This window comes from Pantoea sp. SGAir0184, assembly GCF_043544755.1.
Genome location: NZ_CP028050.1, coordinates 1,441,232 through 1,462,621, shown reverse-complemented (window position 1 = coordinate 1,462,621; position 21,390 = coordinate 1,441,232). Strand labels below are relative to the sequence as shown.

At 59.7% G+C, this 21,390-nt stretch carries 20 protein-coding genes; 4 read left to right on the top strand and 16 right to left on the bottom strand.

Annotated elements, in window-relative coordinates:
* Nucleotides 1–119 precede the first annotated feature (119 nt).
* From C1N60_RS06775 to C1N60_RS06765, 3 genes are read left to right on the top strand one after another with little or no spacing between them, the layout of a single operon-like run.
* A complete protein-coding gene (locus tag C1N60_RS06775) occupies nucleotides 120–866 on the top strand; it encodes a gluconate 2-dehydrogenase subunit 3 family protein (RefSeq protein WP_215480520.1) in 747 nt (248 codons plus the stop codon).
* 3 nt (nucleotides 867–869) lie between these two features.
* Nucleotides 870–2,633, top strand: a complete 1,764-nt coding sequence (locus tag C1N60_RS06770) for a GMC family oxidoreductase (RefSeq protein ID WP_394521569.1) — start codon at nucleotides 870–872, stop codon at nucleotides 2,631–2,633.
* Complete coding sequence (locus C1N60_RS06765; protein ID WP_394521568.1) at nucleotides 2,630–3,844, top strand: c-type cytochrome; 1,215 nt, start codon at nucleotides 2,630–2,632, stop codon at nucleotides 3,842–3,844. Before C1N60_RS06770 ends, C1N60_RS06765 begins: the two co-directional genes overlap by 4 nt.
* A 55-nt stretch (nucleotides 3,845–3,899) precedes the next feature.
* On the opposite strand, the gene C1N60_RS06760 is transcribed toward C1N60_RS06765, so the two are convergent.
* From C1N60_RS06760 to dalD, 3 genes are read right to left on the bottom strand one after another with little or no spacing between them, the layout of a single operon-like run.
* Nucleotides 3,900–5,180, bottom strand: a complete 1,281-nt coding sequence (locus tag C1N60_RS06760; protein ID WP_021509191.1) for an MFS transporter — start codon at nucleotides 5,178–5,180, stop codon at nucleotides 3,900–3,902.
* Between the two features lie 29 nt (nucleotides 5,181–5,209).
* Nucleotides 5,210–6,679 (bottom strand): xylulokinase, encoded by a 1,470-nt coding sequence (gene xylB / locus C1N60_RS06755; RefSeq protein WP_394521567.1) that lies wholly within the window; start codon nucleotides 6,677–6,679, stop codon nucleotides 5,210–5,212.
* Nucleotides 6,680–6,691: 12 nt separating this feature from the next.
* Entirely contained in the window at nucleotides 6,692–8,074 is a 1,383-nt protein-coding gene (gene dalD / locus C1N60_RS06750; RefSeq protein ID WP_394521566.1) for a D-arabinitol 4-dehydrogenase, read from the bottom strand.
* 196 nt (nucleotides 8,075–8,270) lie between these two features.
* Here dalD and C1N60_RS06745 point away from each other — a divergent pair, with 196 nt between their 5' ends.
* A complete protein-coding gene (locus C1N60_RS06745; RefSeq protein ID WP_058785604.1) occupies nucleotides 8,271–9,218 on the top strand; it encodes a sugar-binding transcriptional regulator in 948 nt (315 codons plus the stop codon).
* Between the two features lie 102 nt (nucleotides 9,219–9,320).
* Here C1N60_RS06745 and hisP read toward each other — a convergent pair whose 3' ends face one another.
* From hisP to C1N60_RS06680, 13 genes are all read right to left on the bottom strand, one after another.
* Entirely contained in the window at nucleotides 9,321–10,094 is a 774-nt protein-coding gene (gene hisP / locus C1N60_RS06740) for a histidine ABC transporter ATP-binding protein HisP (RefSeq protein ID WP_058769896.1), read from the bottom strand.
* Nucleotides 10,095–10,102: 8 nt separating this feature from the next.
* A complete protein-coding gene (locus C1N60_RS06735; protein WP_021509186.1) occupies nucleotides 10,103–10,819 on the bottom strand; it encodes an ABC transporter permease in 717 nt (238 codons plus the stop codon).
* Complete coding sequence (locus tag C1N60_RS06730) at nucleotides 10,816–11,502, bottom strand: histidine ABC transporter permease HisQ (protein WP_021509185.1); 687 nt, start codon at nucleotides 11,500–11,502, stop codon at nucleotides 10,816–10,818. The genes C1N60_RS06735 and C1N60_RS06730 overlap by 4 nt, the downstream gene beginning before the upstream one ends.
* A gap of 193 nt (nucleotides 11,503–11,695) precedes the next feature.
* A complete protein-coding gene (gene argT / locus C1N60_RS06725; RefSeq protein ID WP_394521565.1) occupies nucleotides 11,696–12,478 on the bottom strand; it encodes a lysine/arginine/ornithine ABC transporter substrate-binding protein ArgT in 783 nt (260 codons plus the stop codon).
* A gap of 274 nt (nucleotides 12,479–12,752) precedes the next feature.
* Nucleotides 12,753–13,322, bottom strand: coding sequence for a UbiX family flavin prenyltransferase (locus C1N60_RS06720; RefSeq protein WP_058769895.1), 570 nt, complete (start codon nucleotides 13,320–13,322; stop codon nucleotides 12,753–12,755).
* Between the two features lie 113 nt (nucleotides 13,323–13,435).
* The gene (gene purF, locus C1N60_RS06715) at nucleotides 13,436–14,953 is read right to left on the bottom strand and encodes an amidophosphoribosyltransferase (RefSeq protein WP_021509182.1); all 1,518 of its coding nucleotides are present in this window, start codon (nucleotides 14,951–14,953) and stop codon (nucleotides 13,436–13,438) included.
* A gap of 33 nt (nucleotides 14,954–14,986) precedes the next feature.
* Nucleotides 14,987–15,472 (bottom strand): colicin V production protein, encoded by a 486-nt coding sequence (gene cvpA, locus C1N60_RS06710; RefSeq protein ID WP_021509181.1) that lies wholly within the window; start codon nucleotides 15,470–15,472, stop codon nucleotides 14,987–14,989.
* 250 nt (nucleotides 15,473–15,722) lie between these two features.
* A complete protein-coding gene (gene dedD, locus C1N60_RS06705) occupies nucleotides 15,723–16,472 on the bottom strand; it encodes a cell division protein DedD (RefSeq protein WP_394517284.1) in 750 nt (249 codons plus the stop codon).
* Nucleotides 16,462–17,730: a bifunctional tetrahydrofolate synthase/dihydrofolate synthase gene (gene folC, locus C1N60_RS06700; RefSeq protein ID WP_278427109.1), complete on the bottom strand. Its 1,269-nt coding sequence runs from the start codon at nucleotides 17,728–17,730 to the stop codon at nucleotides 16,462–16,464. Before folC ends, dedD begins: the two co-directional genes overlap by 11 nt.
* Nucleotides 17,731–17,802: 72 nt before the next feature.
* Nucleotides 17,803–18,711 carry an acetyl-CoA carboxylase, carboxyltransferase subunit beta gene (accD, locus tag C1N60_RS06695; RefSeq protein WP_021509178.1) on the bottom strand — a complete coding sequence of 303 codons (909 nt, stop codon included), beginning with the start codon at nucleotides 18,709–18,711 and terminating at the stop codon, nucleotides 17,803–17,805.
* A gap of 132 nt (nucleotides 18,712–18,843) precedes the next feature.
* A complete protein-coding gene (locus C1N60_RS06690; RefSeq protein ID WP_010617492.1) occupies nucleotides 18,844–19,506 on the bottom strand; it encodes a DedA family protein in 663 nt (220 codons plus the stop codon).
* Nucleotides 19,507–19,533: 27 nt separating this feature from the next.
* A complete protein-coding gene (gene truA, locus C1N60_RS06685; protein ID WP_125309518.1) occupies nucleotides 19,534–20,346 on the bottom strand; it encodes a tRNA pseudouridine(38-40) synthase TruA in 813 nt (270 codons plus the stop codon).
* Entirely contained in the window at nucleotides 20,346–21,356 is a 1,011-nt protein-coding gene (locus tag C1N60_RS06680) for an aspartate-semialdehyde dehydrogenase (protein ID WP_058775824.1), read from the bottom strand. Before C1N60_RS06680 ends, truA begins: the two co-directional genes overlap by 1 nt.
* Between the last annotated feature and the right edge of the window lie 34 nt (nucleotides 21,357–21,390).

Genomic DNA, 21,390 nt, shown 5'->3' with positions numbered 1-21,390 from the left:
GCCCGTCTACAGTTAACATTCGCCATAAAAATTTACAAAAACTGAAGATTCCGGACCGCTGTGCCGCCGCGCACGCCGGCCGGTTACGCCTTATCTTGTTACTCTGTCTGGAAGCGATAATGAAAAAACGAGCCAAAACCCTGCCCGGTGTCACACGACGCCAGGTCCTGACCTGGTCGACGCTGGGCGTTGCCGCTGGCGTCACCCGCGCCGCCGATGCCGTCTCCCTCAAGGGCGCTCCCGGCTGGACACCCTTCGCCGATAACCCACCAGAACAGTTCCAGGCTCAGGGCTGGCTGTTCTTCACCGATGAAGAAGCGCGCACCGTAGAAGCCATGGTTGACCGCATTATTCCGGCGGACGAGCTGAGCGTGGGCGGCAAAGAAGCCGGCTGCGCTGTCTTTATCGACCGCCAGCTGCACGGCTTTTATGGCACCTTCGAACGCCTCTACATGCAGGGCCCGTTTCAGCAGGGCACCACCGAGCAGGGCGACCAGTCGCCGCTGGTGCCGCAACAGCGCTATCGCCAGGGGCTGGCGGCGCTCAACCGCTACGTGCAGCAAACTTCGCAAAAGAACTTTGTCGATCTGACGCCAGCGCAGCAGGACGCGCTGCTGGCAGACATGGAGGCCGGAAAGGTGCATTTCAGCGGCTTTGATGCGCAGTCGCTGTTTCTCGAGGTGCTGAACAACACCATGGAAGGTTTCTTTGCCGATCCGATCTACGGCGGCAACAAAGACATGGTGTCGTGGAAGATGCTGGGCTTTCCCGGCGCGCGCTACGACTATCGCGAATACATTGAGCGCCATAACGAAAATCTAGGCTTAGAGCCGATCAGCATTGCGCAATGGAAAGCACGGGGATAAGCGATGAAAAAATTACCGAAAACCGATGTGGTGGTGATTGGTCTCGGCTGGGCCGGATCGATTATCGCCAATGAACTGGCCGACGAAGGTCTGGAAGTGATCGGCATTGAGCGCGGCCCGTGGCGCGACACCGCGCGCGACTTCAATATTGGCACCGTCACCGACGAGCTGCGCTACGTGATGCGCGAAGAGCTGATGCTACGCACGCGGCAGAACACCTGCACCATGCGCAACAATCCGTCGCAAACCGCCCTGCCGATGCGCACCTGGGGCTCGTTCCATCCGGGCAACGGCACCGGCGGCGCGGGCAATCACTGGGCCGGCATTACCTTTCGCTTTCAGCCGGAAGAGTTTCGCCTGAAAAGCCACCTGACCGAACGCTACGGCGCCAGTGCCATTCCGGATGAGCTGGTGCTGCAGGACTGGGGCACCAGCTGGGAAGAGATGGAGCCGCACTACATGCAGTTTGAGCGCGTGGCCGGCACCTCGGGTTACGCCGGCAATATTCAGGGAGAGAAACGGGCGGGCGGCAATCCGTTCGAAGGTGCGCGGTCGGCCGACTATCCGACGCCGCCGCTGCGCCAGCCCTATGGTCCGACGCTGTTTGCCGAAGCAGCAAAAAATCTCGGCTACCAGCCCTTTCCGGTGCCCTCCTCGCTGGTCTCCGAGGCGTACACCAATCCCTATGGCGTCACCATGGGTCCCTGCACCTTCTGCGGCTTCTGCACCAACTACGGCTGTGCCAACTACTCGAAAGCCAGCGCCATCACCACCGTGCTGCCGGCGCTGATGCGCAAAGAGAACTTTACCGCGTACACCAACTGCGAAGTGCTGGAAGTGCTGACCGATGCCAGCGGCAAACAGGCCACCGGCGTCACCTACATTGATTCCTCCGGCGATAAGTGGGAACAGCCAGCCGATCTGGTGATCGTCGCCGCCTTTACCTTTGAAAACGTGCGCCTGATGCTGCTCTCCGGCATTGGCCAGGCTTATGATCCGGTCACCAACAAAGGCACCACCGGCCGCAATTACGCCTACCAGACCGCCAACGGCGTCACGCTGTTTTTTGACAACAAAAACTTTAACCCGTTTATCGGTGCCGGCGCGGTGGGCATGGGCATTGATGAATTCAATAACGATAATTTTGACCACAGCGGTCTGGGCTTCTTTGGCGGCGGCAGCATCCGCGTGACGCCCATCGGCTCGGCACCGATTGGCTACCGGCCGCTGCCGCCCAACACGCCCAAGTGGGGCTCGAAGTGGAAACGCGCGCTGAAAGACAACTACCTCAGCACCATGTCGATTGGCTGCGAGGCCAGCAGCTACACCACGCGCACCAACTATCTGTCGCTCGATCCCAACTACAAAGATCCGCATGGCCGACCGCTGCTGCGCATCACTTTCGACTTTGCAGCGAACGATCTGAAAATGGCGCAGTACTGCACGGGTAAAGTGGCGGAAATCGCTAAATCGATGAACCCGCGCGAGATGATTGTCAAACCGATGACCGGCCACTGGAGCAGCGTGCCGTATCAGTCGTCGCACGTGGTTGGCGGCTTTATCATGGGCAGCGATCCCTCAACCAGCTCGGTCAATAAACATCTGCAGGTGTGGGATGTACCGAACCTGTTCGTGGTGGGCGCGTCAGCCTTTCCACAAAACCCGGGCTATAACCCGACCGGCACCGTCGGCGCGCTGGCATTCAAAGCGGCGCATGCGATTCGTCACTACTATCTGCAACGTCCCGGGGAGATGATTACCGCATGAAAACACGCCTCTCTCTGTGCGCTGCCGCGCTGCTGCTCACCAGCTTTGTATCTCACGCCCAGCCGGAATACGATCAGTACGCGCGCGGCAGCTATATCGCCACGCTGGCGGACTGCACCGCCTGCCACACCGCCGATCCGCAGCAGCCGTTTGCCGGGGGCGTCAGGTTGCAGACGCCGTTTGGTACACTGGTCGGCGCTAACATCACGCCGGACCGCGAAACCGGCATCGGCAACTGGCGCTATGAAGATTTCCGCCGCGCCATGACCGAGGGTATCGGCCACGGCGGCAAGCGGCTGTACGGCGCGATGCCGTTCACCGCGTACACCAAAATGTCGGATAAGGATCTGCAGGATTTGTGGGCATGGATGCAGACGCTGCAGCCGATACACAACCCGGTCGAGACCAATCAGCTGCCCTTCCCTTTCAACATCCGCACCAGCCTGATGGTGTGGAACTGGATCAACTTTGACCAGGGCGCGTTCCAGCCGGACGCCCGTCAATCCGCCCAGTGGAATCGCGGTGCGTATCTGGTGCAGGGCGCGGGCCACTGCGGCACCTGCCACACGCCGAAAAACCTGCTCGGCGGCGATAAAAATGGCGCGTTCCTGCGCGGTGAAGTGGTCGAAGGCTGGATGGCGCCGGACATCAGCGCGAACCCGCACAGCGGACTGGGCAAATGGAGCCAGCAGGATATCGTCAGCTACCTGCGTACCGGCGTGAACCGTTTCGATATCGCTTCCGGTCCAATGGCCGACGCGGTGCGTCACTCCACGCAGCACTGGCGCGATGAAGATCTGCAGGCGGTGGCGGTGTACCTGAAAAGCGGTGAATCACGTGATGAGCAAGTGCCCGCTGCACTTGCCGCGACGGACGATCGCATGAAGCTGGGCGCGCAAATCTATGCGGCGAAGTGTTCAGCCTGCCACAGCCCGGGCGGCCGCGGTGAGAAGAATATCTTCCCGCAGCTGGCGGACAATCCGTTGCTCAATCAGGAGGATGCCACCTCGCTGATTCGGGTGGTCGCCGCCGGCAGTCGCGGTGTCGATACCGATGCCCGCCCCACGGCACCGGCAATGCCGGCCTTTGCCGGCACGCTGGGTGATGAGGAGATCGCCGCAGTGGTGAGCTACATCCGCAACAGCTGGGGAAATGCCGCCGCACCGGTCAGCGCTGACGACGTGAAGAAAGTGAAACAGAAGCTGGAATAGCGCCATGTCAGCACCGGCAGTCCTTGCTGCCGGTGCGACAGGTTGACACTCAGCTTTAGCTACGCTGCTGCACCACCGACGACTTCACCGCTGACGCTTCCCGTGTGTGTCCCGGCTGCGGCACGCGGATGATAAAGGTCAGCACGCCGGCGAACAGGTAGAGCGCGGTATAGGCCCACACCACCCCGACGATATCGAAGAACGGCAGCAGCAGCGAGGCAATCGCCGGGGCAACAAAGTTACTCAGCCCGGCCGACAGATTGTAAATCGATACCGCTGCGCCCTTATGATGCGGTTCCAGCGTCGGGAACACCGCGGTCATCGGCACAAAGGCAGCGACAAAGATCCCCAGCATAATCGCCGGAATCAGCGCCACCCAGAAGTTATGCCCGGCATACAGCGGCAGGTAGTAAAACGCCAGGCTGGAGATCGCCATACCGAGACAGCCGAACCAGCGCACCTGACGGATCCAGCCCAGCTTCTCACCGGTAATGCCCCAGAAAATATTGGTAAAGATGGTGACGAAGAAAAACACCGCCCAAATCTGCAGCCATTCGGAGATGGTAAAGCCGAGCCGATCGACAAACAGCAGCGGCATGATGATGGCAAAACCGAACAGCGACAGCGTATTGATGATGCGGATCAGGCAGGCATAAAACACATGCTGGTTGGTGAACAGAATGGTTACGGCACGCGACATCTCCGTCATCTTATCGCGCAGCGGCAGATTAACGCGGGAACGGTCCACCGGCACGTTGCGCAGGCTGAAGTAGGCCAGCACGCCGCCGCACGCCACCCAGACAATCGCCAGCCATAAGGTGCCGGTTTCGCCCAGCATCGGGATGGTCAGGCTCGGCAGGTAGCTGCCCACCACGCCAATCCCCACGGAGTACATCGCCCAGAACCAGCCGGTGGCGGCGGCCAGCTTGTCACGCGGCAGCACCTGCACCAGCATCATCATGAACGAGTAGATAAACAGCGGATAGGCCAGGCCGCGAATGCCGTAGAACAGCACCATCAGCGGATAGTTACGCAGCCCAAGCCCCAGCGACATAAACAGCGCATGCATGACGATCCACAGCACAAAGCCAATCATCATGGCGCGCTGCGGCGTAATCAGTTCCGCCACCACGCCGGAGGCCCACGCCGCCAGCGCGGCGGCCAGACCGTAAAACGTAAACACCACCGCCGACTGGGCCGGCGAAAAGCCCATGTCAGTGATGTGGCGCGAGAGAAACGCCATTTCGAAGCCGTCGCCGGCCATGAAAATGGCGATGGCCAGAAAGCCCCAGAACATCTTTTTCGGTAAGCCAAACCAGTATGCGTTCGATTGCATGACAATCTTCCTTCCGTTCGCTAATCCGATCAGGCAGGCAGCAACGCGCGCGCCTGCTGTTGTTGTACATAGAGTTCACGGAACAGGCGCAGCCGCTGCTGCAGCACGGCCCCGCGCGCCGCATCGGGCTGATAGCGCGCCTGCACTGGCGGCTTCAGGCACACGTCGGCTTCGCTGCCGCCGTCGGCCAGCCACGCCAGTCGCGCCGCACCCAGCGCGCCGGAGGCGCTGGCCGGATGGGTAACTATCGGCAGCTGCAGCACGTCGGCAATCAGCTGCGCCCACAGCGTGCTGCGCGCACCGCCGCCGGTCAGGCTGCACTGCTGAATCTGCTGCTGCGTATCGCCCAGCACTGCCAGGCCATCCGCCAGGCCAAACGCTACGCCCTCAATCACCGCATAGCCGAGCAGCGCGCGCGGCGTTTCGTGGCGCAGATGGAAAAATGCCCCGGTCGCCTGCGGATCATTGTGCGGCGTGCGTTCACCAGAGAGATACGGCAGAAACAGCGGTGCCTGACGCAGCTGTTCCGCGCTGAGCTGTGCCATCTCGTCCATCAGCTGGCTTTCGGTGACCGACAGCAGATTGCACAGCCAGCGCAGACAGCTGGCGGCGCTGAGCATCACGCTCATCTGGTGCCAGCGTCCCGGCAGCGCATGGCAGAAAGCGTGCACGCCGGATTGCGGATCGGCGCGCAGCCGATCGTTAACCACGAAGATCACGCCCGATGTGCCGAGCGAGATAAAGGCATCGCCCGCATTAACCGCACCGACGCCCACCGCCGACGCGGCATTATCACCGCCGCCGCCGGCCACGCTCACCGTGGCGGCTAAGCCCCATTCGCTGGCCAGATCGGCGCGCAGCGTGGCGCTGACCGCGCTGCCCTCAACCAGTTCGGGCATCTGTGCGCGCGTCAGCCCGCTAATTGCCAGCAGTGCGTCAGACCAGTCGCGCTGGGCCACGTCGAGCCACAGCGTACCGGCGGCGTCCGACGGCTCGCTGACAAAGCGCCCGGTCAGACGCCAGCGCAGGTAGTCCTTCGGCAGCAACACCTTGTCGATGCGGCGGAAGATTTCGGGCTCATGTTCCGCCACCCAGTGCAGTTTCGGCGCGGTAAAGCCGGGCATAATCAGGTTGGCGGCGATTTCCATCATCTGCGGATGCTGCTGGCGCAGCGCATCACACTGCGCCGCGCTGCGCGTGTCGTTCCACAATATGCACGGCCGCAGCACCTCTCCGGCGGCATCCAGCAGCACGGCGCCGTGCATCTGACCGGAGAGACCGATGGCGCGGATCGCGGCCCACGCGTCCGGTGTCTGCTGGCGCAGCCCGGCGATCGCCTGACCACACGCCTGCCACCAGCGCTCGGGGTCCTGCTCCGCCCAGTGCGGATGCGGGCGCTGCACGCTGAGCGTGGCGTGATTCGACGCCACAATCTCGCCCTGCGGGTTAACGATCAGCGCTTTGAGTTCAGAGGTGCCAATATCAATGCCGAGATACATGCTGTGCGCTCCTTACACCGTCGCCGGCTGCAGCAGCTGCTGCTCTATGGCGTCTACGCTGCGCGTCACCAGCGCATGAAAAGCACGGTCATCGGCCAGTTCGGCAAACAGCGCGCGGTCGCTGAGGAAGGTTTGTAGCGCATTCTCGCCGCTCAGCTGCTGGCGCAGCGCGTCAGCATTGAGCACGCCATCCTGATACGCATACGGCAGCTGGTTACTGGCCCAGCGTTGCAGGAACAGGTAGAACAGCGCCGGCAGCACGGCGGTAGCGGTCGGTTCTGCGCCGCGCTGATAGCATTCGCGCAGCGTTGGCGTCACCATGCCGGGGATTTTCGATAGCCCGTCAGCACCAACGCGCTGGTTGGTGTCTTTGATGTAGGGATTGCTAAAGCGCGCCAGCACCACGTCACGGTAATCCGCCAGATCCAGCGGGCTGGGCGACAGTGACGGGATCGCGTCCTGCGTGATGTAGTCGTACGCCAGCTGATAGATCGCGGGCTGACGCGTGCTGTCATCAATGTAGTCATGGCCGGTGAGCGTGCCGGCCCAGGCAATCGCCGCGTGCGTGGCGTTGAGAATGCGGATTTTCGCCTCTTCCCACGGCAGCACCGACGCCACCAGCTCCACGCCCACCTTTTCCAGCGCCGGGCGTCCGGCGATAAAATCATCCTCAATCACCCACTGGATAAACGATTCCGCCATCACCGCCGCGCCATCGTCTTTGCCGGTGGCCGCTTTGACGCGTGCGGCAACATCCGGCGTGGGGCGCGGCGTAATGCGATCCACCATGGTGTTTGGCGAAGTGGTGTTATCGCGCACCCAGCTGGCCAGCGCGTGGTCGCCCTGCGCGGCGAGAAACGCCAGCATGCCGTGACGGAAACGTTCGCCGTTGTGACGCAGGTTATCGCAGTTGAGCAGCGTGACCGGCGCACCGCCGCGGGCCACGCGCTGGCGCAGAATGCGGGTCAGCGCGCCGTAAATAGTGCGCGCCTCACCACGGAGATCGGCCTGGATATCCGCCTGGCTGAGATCGAGTTCATGCGCCGGCGTCAGGTAGTAACCCGCTTCGGTCACGGTAAAACCGATCACTTTTGTCTCAGCGCTGGCGCCCTGTGCCACCAGCGCACTGATCTCCGCGTCCCACGGCAGGATGGTGCGCAGCGAAGTGATGGTTTCATACGCGCGCTCGCCCTCCGGCGTCACGGTTTCCAGCACGTACTCGCCGTTTTGCGCCTGCAGCTGGTTGAGCAGCGCTACCGCATCGCCGCGGATGTTGCCGAGCGCGATGCTCCAGCTGTCATCGCCCTGCTGGCGCAGCTGGTGCAGATACCACGCCTGATGCGCGCGGTGAAAAGAGCCTGCGCCGATATGCATCCACACTGATTTCGTCGTCATAGTCGCCTCGAAATAAACATTTGCCACAAAGGAGGGCATTTGCCCGATGAGGCGTAGCATAGTCGCCGCCGGGGCGATCGTTCTGCGAGATTCATCACATTTAATACTTTTGCTCTTTTTTAGGGCTTTTGCTCAGTTAACGCTTCAGGAGCAAGACGCGATAAACTGGCGCATCGGAGTTTGACGGAACAAGGCGATGAGCAGAGAAGAGAAGAAGCAGGAGCTGGCGGCGCGGGCAGCGTGGATGTATTACGTGGCAGGCGTCACGCAGCAGGAGATTGCGCGCGCGCTGGGCTTATCGCGGCAGGTGGCGCAGCGGCTGGTCTCCAGCGCACGTGAGATGGGCATGGTCAGCGTGAAGATCGACCATCCGGTCACGCACTGCCTGCATCTGGCGCGCGAGATCGAACAAAAGTTTGGTCTGACGCTGTGCCGCGTGGTGCCGTCAGCCGGGCTGGATGATGAGGCGATTCAGCAAATGCTGGCGGTGGAAGGCGCGGCGGTGATGGCGCAGTTTATCAACGAAGAGACGCCGCAGGTATTTGGCATCGGTTCCGGCAAAACGCTGCGCTCAATGATTGATGCGCTGCCGTGGGTTGAACGGCCACAGCATCAGTGTGTGTCAATGATCGGCGCGATTGCGCGTGACGATTCCGGTACCCGCTACGACGTACCGCTGAAAATGGCGGAGAAGATGCAGGGCAAATATTTCTTCATTCCGGCGCCGCTGTATGCTGACACGCCGCAGGATAAGACGATGTGGGTGCAGCATCAGGTCTATCAGCGCGTCACCCAGCGTGCGCTACAGGCAAACGTGGCGTTTGTCGGCATTGGCGAAGTGATGCCGGGCTGCCCGCTCAATGCCGAAGGCTTTATCACCGATGCGCAGGTAGAAGCGCTCAACGCACGCGGCGTGGTGGGTGAAATGCTGGGGCATTTTTTCAATCAGCAGGGAGAGCGGGTGTACGGCGAAACCGATGAGCTGCTGACCAGCGTGCTGCTGGAGAGCCAGACGCAGCGCAATATCATCGGCTTTGCCGGCAGCGCGCGCAAATACGCAGCGATTCACGCCGCGCTGCACGGCGGCTGGATCTCCGGGCTGGTGACGGATGAAGACACCGCGCTGAAACTGCTGAATGATTAATTAAAAATTTCTGTGATTCGTCACGGCGCGATGTATCGCGCGGATTTGTCCGCCGCATCGCCGGGAAACGCGCAATACATTGCGCCGCAACGGTTCAGAAACCTATTTCAACGATCCCTTCAAAAACTGCTGCAGGCGCGGGCTTTTCGGGTTGCCGAACAGTTCGTCTGGCGCGCCCTGCTCTTCGATTTTGCCCTGATGCAGAAAAATCACGTGGTTGGATACGTGACGGGCGAACTCCATCTCGTGCGTCACTACCACCATGGTTTTGCCCTCTTCGGCCAGCTTCTGCATGATGCGCAGCACTTCGCCTACCAGCTCCGGATCGAGCGCTGAGGTCGGTTCGTCAAACAGCAACACTTCCGGCTCCATCGCCAGCGCGCGGGCAATCGAGACACGCTGCTGCTGGCCGCCTGACAGATGCACCGGGTATTTGGCACGCGCGCGCGCATCAATACCGACTTTATCGAGGTATTTAATTGCCCGCTCACGCGCTTCGGCTTTGCTCAGCCCCAGCACCTGAATCGGTGCTTCAGTGACGTTATCCAGCACCGTCATGTGGCTCCACAAATTGAAGTGCTGGAACACCATGGTCAGCCGGGTACGCAGCGAACGCAGCTGCTCCTTGTTGGCCACTTTCAGCTGGCCATCGGTGTCGCGCACCAGGTTTATCGCCTCGTTGTTAACCGCGATGGTGCCTTCACTCGGCTTTTCGAGGAAGTTGATGCAGCGTAAAAAGGTACTTTTCCCGGAACCGGACGAGCCAATAATGCTGATCACATCGCCGGCGTTGGCCTGCAGCGACACGCCCTTCAGAACTTCATGTTCACCGTAACGCTTATGCAGTTCGGTAACGCTTAATTTATTTTCAGCCATAGTCATACTCAGTGCGACGAAGAGGGTTTCACATGCGCGAGGAAGCGGCGCTCCGCAAGGCGGAACAGGCTAATCAGCACGTAAGAGATAATCAGGTACAGCACCGCAGCGATGCCGAACGCGGTGAACGGCTGATAGGTCGCCGAGTTGATATCGCGCGCGATTTTTAGCAAATCCGGCACGGTGGCGGTGAACGCCAGCGCGGTGGAGTGCAGCATCAGAATCACTTCATTGCTGTAGGCGGGCAGCGCGGTGCGCAGCGCCGACGGCAGAATGATGCAGCGGTAAAGTTTAAACGGCGAGAAACCATAGGCGCGCGCGGCTTCGATTTCACCGTGTGGCACGGCGCGAATGGCACCGGCAAAAATCTCGGTGGTATAAGCACAGGTGTTCAGGGTAAATGCCAGCAGCGTACAGTTCAGGCCGCTGCGGAAGAAGGCGTTCAGCAGCTCGGAGCCTTTCACCACCTCCAGCGTGTACATGCCGGAATAGAACACCAGCAGCTGCACATACAGCGGCGTGCCGCGAAACACATAGGTAAACAGCCACACCGGCGTGGAGATATAGCGATTGGGCGAGACGCGCGCGATGGCCAGCAGCACCGCAAGGCTGCCGCCAATCACCACGGACAGAATCAGCAGCCACAGCGTGATGGCCACGCCGGTAAAACGGTAACCGTCAGTCCAGAGCAGTTGTTTCCAGTACTCCTGAATAATCTCGATCATAACTCTGCCCTTTTCACCCCTACCGAGTAGCGGCGTTCAAGCCACCACAGCACGCCGTTGGACAGCGTGGTAAACACCAGATAAATCACCCCGGCCACAATCGCGAAATAGAACGGTTGCCAGGTACTTTTGCCGGCCAGCTGCGTGGCTTTAACCACATCTTCAAGGCCGAGCAGCGACACCAGCGCGGTGGCTTTGAGGATCACCTGCCAGTTGTTGCCGATGCCGGGCAGCGCAAAGCGCATCATCGCCGGGAACAGAATGCGACGGAAAGTTTGCGAGCCGGTAAAGCCGAAGGCGGTGGCGGCTTCAATCTGCCCTTTCGGCACCGCGAGAAACGCGCCACGGAAGGTTTCAGTGAAGTAAGCACCGTAGATGAAGCCGAGCGTAATAATACCGGCCACCATCGGGTCGATATCAAACTGCGCCATGCCGAGCGCATCGGTTACAGCGTTGAGGGCAATCTGCAGACCGTAAAAGATCAGCAGCATCAGCACCAGGTCGGGCACGCCACGGATGAGCGTGGTGTAGCCTTCAAAAATCATCGCCAGCGGGCGATTGCGGGAGAGTTTGGCGCCGGCCCCTATCAGGCCCAGCACCACGGCCAGTACCACCGAGCTGAGCGCCAGCTCAAGGGTCACCAGCGTGCCTTTGAGAATTACTTCAGAATAGCCATACAACATGGGTTCGATCCTGTCGTGAGGGAAATAAACAAACGCTGTCCAACAACACACGGACAGTCCTGACCAGGATGTGAATCACGGAAGGATGGTGGCAAGCGTATGAACTCCGGGAGTTTACATAAGTAAGCGCCCGGAGTGAATAGTTATGACCCACGTTAGCGTGACTCAATACACCCGTTCAGGAACAGGAGTCTTAATCGCCGTAAACGTTGAAATCAAAGTACTTCTTCGCAATCTTGTCGTAGGTACCGTCTTTGCGCATGTCATTAAAGGCTTTGTCGATGGCAGTTTTCAAATCAGCGTCATCTTTACGCAGGCCCATACCGGTGCCGACGCCAAAGATTTTGTCATCTTTCACCGCCGGACCGGCGAAGGCGTAGTTTTTCCCGACCGGCTGCTTAAGGAAGCCTTCGCTCGCCTGCACCTCATCCTGGAACGCCGCATCAATACGACCAGCGTTCAGGTCCTGATACACCAGATCCTGGTTGGCATACGGCGTGACGGTCACCCCTTTTGGACGCCAGTATTCATTGGCGTAGGTTTCCTGCGTGGTGCCCTGCAGCAGGCCGATGTTTTTGCCCTTCAGCGACTCAATGGTCGGCTGCAGTTTAGACCCCTTCGGCGCCACTAAACGCGCGTTCGCTGCATACAGTTTTTCCGAGAAGGCGATCTCTTCCTGACGTTTCTCGGTGATCGAGAGTGAAGAGATGATGGCGTCGATCTTCTTCGCTTTCAGCGACGGGATCAGCGCATCGAAATCACTTTCCACATAAGTACATTTGGTCTTGATACGCTTACAGATCTCGTTGGCCAGGTCGATATCAAAGCCAACCAGCTGGCCCTGCGCGTTCTTGGACTCAAACGGCGGGTAAGTTGGATCGGTCCCGATGCGCAGCGACTGCGGTACCGCTGCGAACACGCTCGCAGCGCCGGACATAGCCAGCATCAGAGAAAGAGCCAGAACTCGCTTTTTCATAGGTAACCCTCAAGTGAAGTGCTTATTGTTATGTGGTGCGTGATGTGTTTGCGCTGAATGTTTTGCAGGTTTCATGCCAGTTGTGCAAATCGGCGAAACTGTGCGCAGGCGCACTAAATACCGCGTCCATCTGGGACGCAAGCACTTAGTTTGTGAGGGAAATATAACAGCGGTGTGAGGAAGAAAAAGTGAGATTGTTAACTTTTGGTGCACAAGATGCACGAACAGTGATCGGCCCCGCGCTTTTGCACGCATTCAGTGCATTATTGCACCATCATGCACCCTGCCAGCGGGTAAACAGATCTTCCGGCAGCTCGATATCAAACTGATCCAGCACGCGGTTGACCGTCTGATCAATCAAATCGTCGATGCGCTGCGGGCGGTGATAAAACGCCGGCACCGGCGGCATAATCAGTGCGCCGAGTTCGGCAGCGGTGGTCATCATGCGCAGATGACCGAGATGCAGCGGGGTTTCCCGCACGCACAGCACCAGCCGGCGCTGCTCTTTCAGCACCACGTCGGCGGCACGCGTCAGCAGACTGTCGCTGTAGCTGTGCACAATGCCGGACAGGGTTTTCATGGAACACGGCAGAATTGCCATACCCAGCGTTTTGAACGAGCCGGACGAGATGCTGGCGGCGATATCGCGCACATCGTGCACCACATCGGCCAGCGCCTGCACGTCACGCAGGCTGTAATCGGTCTCCAGCGCCAGCGTCTGCCGCGCCGCCGGGCTCATCACCAGATGGGTTTCCACTTCGGCTAACGGTTGCAGCACCTGCAGCATACGCACGCCGTAGATCGCGCCGCTGGCGCCGGAAATACCAATGATGAGTCGTTTCATAATTCAGCCTTGCTGCAAAAGAGTGCGCCAATAATAGCCGCTCCGCCGCCATAAATACAAAAACAAACAGGGCGGGATTGCGCCCGCCCTGTTTCGTCTGCCTGAGACTGACCTTAACCTTCGTTATGCAGTTCCAGGTTCTCCACTTCATTCTGACGCGCAATCGCTTTGGCATCGTCGTTACGCAGCGACTGCAGATATTCCAGATACTGCAGGTCAACGTCTTTGGTGACGTAGATGCCGTTAAACACTGAGCATTCGAACTGGGCAATATCCGGGTTCTCTTCACGCACCGCGTCGATCAGATCCTGCAGATCCTGGAAAATCAGCGCATCGGCTTTAATCAGCTGACGAATCTCTTCCACTTCACGGCCGTGCGCAATCAGCTCGGTAGCGCTCGGCATATCGATGCCGTAGACGTTAGGGAAGCGGATTTCCGGTGCCGCCGACGCCAGATAGACGCGCTTCGCACCCGCTTCACGCGCCATCTCGATAATCTGCTCAGAGGTGGTGCCGCGCACAATCGAGTCATCCACCAGCAGCACGTTTTTATCGCGGAACTCAGCGCGGTTGGCGTTGAGCTTACGGCGTACCGCACTGCGGCGCAGCTGCTGACCCGGCATAATAAAGGTACGGCCCACGTAGCGGTTTTTCACAAAGCCCTGACGGTACGGCTTATCCAGAATACGGGCAATCTCCAGCGCGGTATCGGTCGAGGTTTCCGGAATCGGGATCACCACGTCGATATCGAGATCTTCCCACTCGCGGGCAATTTTCTCGCCCAGCTTGGTGCCCATGCGCACGCGTGCGCTGTAGACCGAGATCTTGTCGAGGAACGAGTCCGGACGCGCAAAGTAAACGTACTCGAACAGGCAGGGATTGCTTTTCGGGTTCTCTGCGCACTGGCGCGTTGAGAGCTGGCCCTGCTCGGTGATGTACACCGCTTCGCCTGGCGCAACGTCACGAATAAATTCGAAGCCCAGCGTATCCAGCGCCACGCTCTCTGAGGCCACCATGTATTCGGTGCGGCCATCGGCCAGCTCACGCTTGCCCAGTACCAGCGGACGGATACCGTTAGGATCGCGGAACGCAACCATGCCGTGACCGATAATCATCGCCACCACGGCGTAAGCGCCGCGCACCTGCTGATGCACTGCCGCCACGGCAGCAAAAATGTTGTCAGCTTCCAGCGGATAGTGCTGAAAACGATCCAGCTCCTGAGCAAAGATGTTGAGCAGGATTTCGGAATCTGAGGTGGTATTCACATGACGGCGACCGACTTCGAACAGCTGCTTGCGCAGTTCATGGGCGTTGGTCAGGTTACCGTTGTGAGCCAGCGTGATGCCGTACGGCGAGTTCACGTAGAAGGGCTGCGCTTCAGAGGCGCTGGAGCTGCCGGCAGTCGGATAACGCACGTGGCCGATACCCATATTTCCCTGCAAACGCTGCATGTGGCGCGCTTCAAACACGTCGCTGACCAGGCCATTGGCCTTACGCAGACGGAAGCAGTTCAGCGCATCGATGGTACAAATGCCGGCGGCATCCTGCCCGCGGTGCTGCAGCACCGTTAACGCGTCATAGATCGACTGGTTTACTGGCATAAAACCGGTGATACCAACAATACCGCACATGTTGTCATTTCCTCATTAGCCGCACTCCCGGTGTTACCGGGGTAAAAAACTCGACGTGCTTTTCAGGTAATCGAAAAACCACCTGATGATGTAACTGAACTGGGGAATGAGTTGAGACTGTTGCCAGTCCGGACTTTTTGAAAAGCCGGTGAATGTATCAAGGAAGAAGAGAATGGCGGATACAATCAGCACGCCACGCAACGCCCCGAAACAGACCCCCAACACCCTGTCGGTTCCCGACAAGCCGGTTTTCTCAACCAGCGAGCCGATCACATAGTTCACGATGGCACCCACAATCAGGGTGGCAACGAATAACACCGCGATGGCGATGCCGTTGCGAACCAGTTCGTCGTCAAAACCTGTAAACCAGACTGCAAGGTAGGCGTAGTAATGACTGGCGACAAAAAACGCGCATCCCCAGGTAACAAGAGATAAGGCTTCCCGGACAAACCCGCGAATCAGGCTGACCAGAGCCGAAAAACCAACTACCGCAATAATGACGTAATCAATCCAGATCATGAACGCTTCCAGTACAGTGCATTTGCACCCCTGCATCCAGTTCGGGGCGCATTCTAACAGAAAAAGAAAACGTTTGCGTAGGGTTTTCCGGTTCTGTCCCGAGAAAAAGGGCGATGAAAAAAACTTTCCTCGCCCTTGTTGATGTCAGCCATTTAACCTGCTGATATTCCATAAATTTTCAGTAACGCTTCGCTAAAAAACACGCCAAAAGCCGCGCCTGTTTCTGCTATCGGCGCGGCTTATCAGTTGATCAGCGTGTGCTGTACGGCTTCACAACACCGCCGAGGCCGGAGATGCCTTTCAGCTCACCGAGTGCGCCCTGCAGTTTCGCTTTGGACGCATCCGGCCCCACGTAAATGCGGGTGATCTGCCCCTGCACCGGCGTCGACGGCACGGTAAAGGCACGATAGCCGGAGAGCCGCAGCTGCGCCACGATCTCATTCACTTTGGCGGCGTTCTTCAGGGCACCAAGCTGCACCACATACGCCTGTCCTGCTGGTGCGACCGGCTCGCTCTGCTTCGGCGTTTCCGCCGCTTTCGGCTGCTCTGTGGCTTTGGGCTGTTCTGTCGCTTTCGGTTGTTCTGCCGGCTTCGGTTTCGGCTGCTCCACCGGTTTAGGCTTCGGCTGCTCGACCGGCTTCGGCTTCACCTGCTCTGCCGGTTTCTGCTGCTGGTGCACCGGCGGCGGCGTCACGACGCTGGGCTGGCTGTTTTGCGCTGGCTGCGTGCTGCCGCTGGCGGCACTGTTTTGCGTTGCGCTGCTGGCGGGCGCCTGCTGCGCCGCGCTCGCACCTTCCGGCGGCTGCGACGGCAGCGGCTGCGTCACTGGCGGCACCATTTCGCTGTCCTGCTGATCGTCAGGCTTTGGCACCAGCGGAATCGCCGCGAACTCCTCTTTATAATGCTTTTTCTTACCGTCCAGCAGACCCGGTAACACGATGACGCCAATCGCCACCAGAATCACCGTACCCACTAAACGATTCTGAAACTTACTTGCCACTGCCGTTCTCCGCTGCCATCGATTGCATTACCTGCGCCACGGTGTGGAACGAGCCGCACACCAGAATCACATCGTCGGGCTGAGCCTGCTGCCGCGCCGCCTGCCACGCGGCTTCAACGCTCTGCCAGGCGCTGCCGCCCTGCAGATGCGCCATCAGCTCATCAGCGGACGCGCCGCGCGGGCCGTCGAGCGGCGCGCAGTACCAGCGTTTGACCTGCGGTGCCAGCGCAGCCAGCGTCCCGGCGATATCCTTGTCGTGCAGCATGCCAACCACCGCATGCACCGTGCCGTGTGCCGGCAGCTCAGCGAGACGTGAAGCCAGATAATAAGCCGCATGCGGATTGTGTGCCACATCAAGGATCACGCGCGGCGCGGTGCTGACCGTCTGGAAACGTCCCGGCAGAATCGCCAGCGGCAGATGCTGATGAATCAGCGCCTCGCTCACCGTCAGGCCGGAAGCGCGCAGCGCCGCAATCGCGGTGGCCGCGTTAGGGAGCGGCACCTGGGGCAGCGGCAGATCGCGCAGTTCACCCTGGGCATCCTGCAGCGTCCAAGTGTCGCCCTCGCGCTGCCACTGCCAGTCGCGGTTAATTTGTAACAGCTGCGCACCCTTCTCCGCGGCCACCTGGGCAATGGTGTCGGGCATATCGGCCTCGCCGACCACCGCCGGTTTACCGCCGCGAAATACGCCGGCCTTCTCGCGGCCGATGCTGGCGCGATCCGGCCCCAGCCAGTCGGTGTGGTCCAGCGCAATGCTGGTGATCACCGCCACGTCGGCGTCGACAATGTTCGTCGCATCCAGCCGGCCGCCCAGCCCCACTTCCAGAATCACGACATCCAGCTGCGCTTCACGGAACAGATTGAGCGCGGACAGCGTGCCAAACTCAAAGTAGGTGAGCGAAATATCGCCGCGTCCGGCCTCGATGGCGGCAAAGCTGGCGCTGTGCCGGGCTTCATCCAGCTCAGCGCCCTGCACGCGCACGCGTTCGGTGTAACGCACCAGATGCGGCGAGCTGTAGACGCCAACACGATAGCCTGCGGCCATCAGCAGGGTTTCCAGCGTACGGCAGGTGGTGCCTTTGCCGTTGGTGCCGGCGACGGTGAAGACAAACGGAGCGGGTTTAAGCAGGTCGAGGCGTGCGGCGACGCGCTGAATACGGTCCAGGCCCAGATCGATAGCCTGAGAATGCAGATGCTCAAGATAATGAAGCCACGTGGCCAGAGGCGACGTGGCTTGCGGGAGGTGAAGAGTGTCCATGTGCCCTGTTAGCTCTTTACGATGTAGTGCGTGAATAAAAAGGCGCATTGATATGCGCCTTTCGGTTGCCTGTCAGGCTTCGTTGCTCTCCGGCTCAGCCGCAGTCGGGCGATCACCATCCTGCAGCGGTGCCGGCAGGTTCATCATTTTCGCCAGCAGGCTGGCCAGCTTAAAGCGCATTTCCGGACGACGGATGATCATGTCGATCGCGCCTTTTTCGATCAGGAACTCACTGCGCTGGAAGCCCGGCGGCAGCTTTTCACGTACCGTCTGTTCAATCACGCGTGGGCCGGCAAAGCCGATCAGCGCTTTTGGCTCTGCGACGTTCAAATCGCCCAGCATCGCGAAGCTGGCGGAGACGCCACCCATGGTCGGGTCAGTCAGTACCGAAATATACGGCAGACCGCGCTCCTGCATTTTTGCCAGCGCCGCACTGGTTTTCGCCATCTGCATCAGCGACTGCAGCGCTTCCTGCATACGCGCACCGCCAGAGGCGGAGAAGCAGATCAGCGGGCAGTTGTCTTCCAGCGCCTGCTCAACCGCACGCACGAAACGGGCGCCGACCACCGAGCCCATTGAGCCGCCCATAAAGGAGAACTCAAACGCGGCAGCCACCACCGGCATACCGTGCAGCTGGCCTTTCATTACCACCAGCGCATCTTTCTCGCCGGTCTCTTTCTGTGCCGCAACCAGACGATCTTTGTACTTCTTCGAGTCGCGGAACTTGAGCAGGTCTTTCGGTTCCAGCTCGCTACCCAGCTCTGTCATCGAACCTTCATCCATCAGGCTATGCAGACGCTCGCGCGCGTGCATACGCATGTGGTGGTCGCACTTCGGGCAGACTTCAAGGTTGCGCTCCAGCTCGGCGCGGTACAGCACCTGACCACAGCTATCGCATTTGGTCCACACCCCTTCCGGGATGCTGGCTTTGCGCGAAGGCGTGGTAGTGCTTTTATTCAGTATGCGTTCAATCCAGCTCATTGATGACCTTTCTGTTTAATGCTGACCTGGTCCAGTCTTGTCGTTACTGCTGAAATCACCTTCAGCAGGCCGTAAATGTCGCTCATTAAACCACAACCCGTTCACGCTGTGGATAAAAATCTGGTAACAGGCTTACTGCGACTTGTGCTGACGCGCCTGGCGGCGGTGACGCCACACTTCAATCACGCCTGGCAGTACCGAGACAATGATGATGCCGACAATCAGCAACTTAAGGTTTTCCTGCACCACCGGCAGGTCACCAAACAGGTAACCGGCATAGGAGAATAGCAGGACCCACAGCAGCGCGCCTGTCACGTTAAAGAGCGCGAAGTGGCGATAAGACATGTGTCCCATTCCCGCCACAAAGGGGGCAAAGGTTCGCACGATTGGCACAAAGCGCGCAAGTATAATGGTTTTGCCGCCGTGGCGATCGTAAAACGCGTGGGTTTTGTCGAGGTAGCTGCGGCGGAAAATTTTCGAGTTCGGGTTACTGAACAGCTTCTCGCCAAACAGCCGGCCAATGGTGTAGTTAACCGCGTCGCCGAGGATCGCGGCAATCACCAGCAGCGTCACCATCAGGTGCACGTTGAGGTCGTTGCCCGGCAGCGCCGCCAGCGCACCGGCGACGAACAGCAGCGAATCACCCGGCAGGAACGGCGTAACCACCAGCCCGGTTTCACAGAACAGAATCAGGAACAAAATGGCGTAAATCCAGATGCCGTACTGCGCCACCAGCTCGGCCAGATGCACGTCAATGTGCAGAATGAAATCGACGATAAAGTGGATAAACTCCATAACAGCTAACTCCCTGACACTTTCCGATTAAAATGAATCCGCGAGGAACAACGGTCCCAGCGCAGGCTGAGGTAACGCAAACTGAGCAGGGTAATCCACCGCCACCAGATACAGCCCTTCGGCTTTCGCCGTTGCCGCCGCCAGCGTGCGATCTTTTGCCGCCAGCAGCGTGGCCATCCACGTTTCCGGCTGATTGCCGCAGCCAATCTCCAGCAGACTGCCGACGATATTGCGCACCATGTGATGCACGAAGGCGTTGGCTTTGATATCCACAATCACGTACGGCCCCAGGCGCGTGACGTTGAGATGCATCACGTTGCGCCACGGCGTGCGCGACTGGCACTGCACTGCACGGAACGAGGTAAAATCGTTCTCACCCAGTAAAGCCTGGGCGGCGCGGTGCATCTTTTCCGCATCCAGCGGATGGTAAAAATGGGTAATGCCGTTACCGAGAATTGCCGGGCGCAGCCGCTGGTTGTAGATCACGTAGCGATAACGGCGCGCGGTGGCGCTGAAGCGCGCGTGAAAGCTTTCCGGCACCGCTTTCACCCAGCGCACCGCAATATCGTCCGGCAGGTTGGCGTTCACGCCCAGCGTCCAGGCGCTGTCGGCACGCGAGGAGGTGGTCTCAAAATGCACCACCTGGCCGGTGCCGTGCACGCCCGCGTCGGTGCGTCCGGCGCAGAACACGCTCACCGGGTGATTGGCCACTTTCGCCAGCGCTTTTTCCAGCTTTTCCTGCACGCTGCGCACTTCATTCTGGCGCTGCCAGCCGTAGTAACGGCTGCCGTCATATTCAATGCCGAGCGCCAGCTTAAACGGGGTCGCGTCTTCCAGCATTAATACAGATACTCCTGCACCAGCTTCTCTGCGGTTTTCACCGCCATCAGCGCGCCGCCGAAGCGGATGTTGTCGGCCACCGACCAGAACTGCAGCAGCTCCGGGATGCCGTAGTCGTTGCGCACGCTGCCAATGCTCAGGGCTTCACTGCCGGAGGCGTCGCTGACCGGCGTCGGGTAATCACCGTCGTCGCTCAGGCTGATATCGTCGGCGCGCGCCAGTTCGTCACGCGCTTCCTCCGCCGACAGCGGGCGCAGGTTTTCGATATAGACGATCTGCGCGTTGCCGTAGAACACCGGCGCCTGCACGCTGCTCACCGCAATCGGTAATCCTTCATCCTGCAGCACTTTCCGTACCTGATCGACCAGCCGGCGCTCGCTCGCCACGCTGCCGGCACTGTCCGCCTGTTGCGGCAACAGGTTGAACGCCAGCTGGCGGCCAAAATAGTGCTCATCGGCCGGTACGCCGTTCAGCAGCCGCGCGCTCTCACCGGCCAGGCCGTCTACCGCCGCTTTGCCGTGGCTGGAGACCGACACCAGATTGGTCACCTGCAGACGGCCTAAACCGGCGGTATCCACCAGCGGTTTGATGGCGCTTAACAGCTGGCTCACCAGCGCATCGGCCACGGTAATGATGTTGCGATTGCGGTAATCCGCCAGCACCTGTGGATTGACATCCGGCACCACCAGCGGCACGTCCGGCTCCAGCGCGAACAGGTCGCTGCTGTCGATTACCAGGCAGCCCTGGCTGGCGGCTTCTTCGGCATAACGCGCCGACGCCTCGCGACCGGCGGTAAAGAACGCCAGCTGCGCCTGCGACCAGTCAAATTCCGCCGCGTCCTGCACGCGCAGCGAGCGACCGTCAAAGCGCACGCTTTCGCCGGCGCTGTTTTCACTCGCCAGCAGATACAACTCACCAACCGGGAACTGGCGTTCCGCCAGCAGTTCCAGTACAGCGTTCCCTACTGCGCCTGTCGCGCCCAGTAGCGCAATATTCCAGCCGTCAGACATGTTGGTTTACTCCAGACAATGACATAAAAAAGAG

Excerpts from the sequence above, each read along its gene's own strand:
- C1N60_RS06775 (WP_215480520.1), top strand. The coding sequence starts at position 120 with ATGAAAAAACGAGCCAAAACCCTGCCCGGTGTCACACGACGCCAGGTC.
- C1N60_RS06770 (WP_394521569.1), top strand. The coding sequence starts at position 870 with ATGAAAAAATTACCGAAAACCGATGTGGTGGTGATTGGTCTCGGCTGG.
- C1N60_RS06765 (WP_394521568.1), top strand. The coding sequence starts at position 2,630 with ATGAAAACACGCCTCTCTCTGTGCGCTGCCGCGCTGCTGCTCACCAGC.
- C1N60_RS06760 (WP_021509191.1), bottom strand. The coding sequence starts at position 5,180 with ATGCAATCGAACGCATACTGGTTTGGCTTACCGAAAAAGATGTTCTGG.
- xylB (WP_394521567.1), bottom strand. The coding sequence starts at position 6,679 with ATGTATCTCGGCATTGATATTGGCACCTCTGAACTCAAAGCGCTGATC.
- dalD (WP_394521566.1), bottom strand. The coding sequence starts at position 8,074 with ATGACGACGAAATCAGTGTGGATGCATATCGGCGCAGGCTCTTTTCAC.
- C1N60_RS06745 (WP_058785604.1), top strand. The coding sequence starts at position 8,271 with ATGAGCAGAGAAGAGAAGAAGCAGGAGCTGGCGGCGCGGGCAGCGTGG.
- hisP (WP_058769896.1), bottom strand. The coding sequence starts at position 10,094 with ATGGCTGAAAATAAATTAAGCGTTACCGAACTGCATAAGCGTTACGGT.
- C1N60_RS06735 (WP_021509186.1), bottom strand. The coding sequence starts at position 10,819 with ATGATCGAGATTATTCAGGAGTACTGGAAACAACTGCTCTGGACTGAC.
- C1N60_RS06730 (WP_021509185.1), bottom strand. The coding sequence starts at position 11,502 with ATGTTGTATGGCTATTCTGAAGTAATTCTCAAAGGCACGCTGGTGACC.
- argT (WP_394521565.1), bottom strand. The coding sequence starts at position 12,478 with ATGAAAAAGCGAGTTCTGGCTCTTTCTCTGATGCTGGCTATGTCCGGC.
- C1N60_RS06720 (WP_058769895.1), bottom strand. The coding sequence starts at position 13,322 with ATGAAACGACTCATCATTGGTATTTCCGGCGCCAGCGGCGCGATCTAC.
- purF (WP_021509182.1), bottom strand. The coding sequence starts at position 14,953 with ATGTGCGGTATTGTTGGTATCACCGGTTTTATGCCAGTAAACCAGTCG.
- cvpA (WP_021509181.1), bottom strand. The coding sequence starts at position 15,472 with ATGATCTGGATTGATTACGTCATTATTGCGGTAGTTGGTTTTTCGGCT.
- folC (WP_278427109.1), bottom strand. The coding sequence starts at position 17,730 with ATGGACACTCTTCACCTCCCGCAAGCCACGTCGCCTCTGGCCACGTGG.
- accD (WP_021509178.1), bottom strand. The coding sequence starts at position 18,711 with ATGAGCTGGATTGAACGCATACTGAATAAAAGCACTACCACGCCTTCG.
- C1N60_RS06690 (WP_010617492.1), bottom strand. The coding sequence starts at position 19,506 with ATGGAGTTTATCCACTTTATCGTCGATTTCATTCTGCACATTGACGTG.
- truA (WP_125309518.1), bottom strand. The coding sequence starts at position 20,346 with ATGCTGGAAGACGCGACCCCGTTTAAGCTGGCGCTCGGCATTGAATAT.
- C1N60_RS06680 (WP_058775824.1), bottom strand. The coding sequence starts at position 21,356 with ATGTCTGACGGCTGGAATATTGCGCTACTGGGCGCGACAGGCGCAGTA.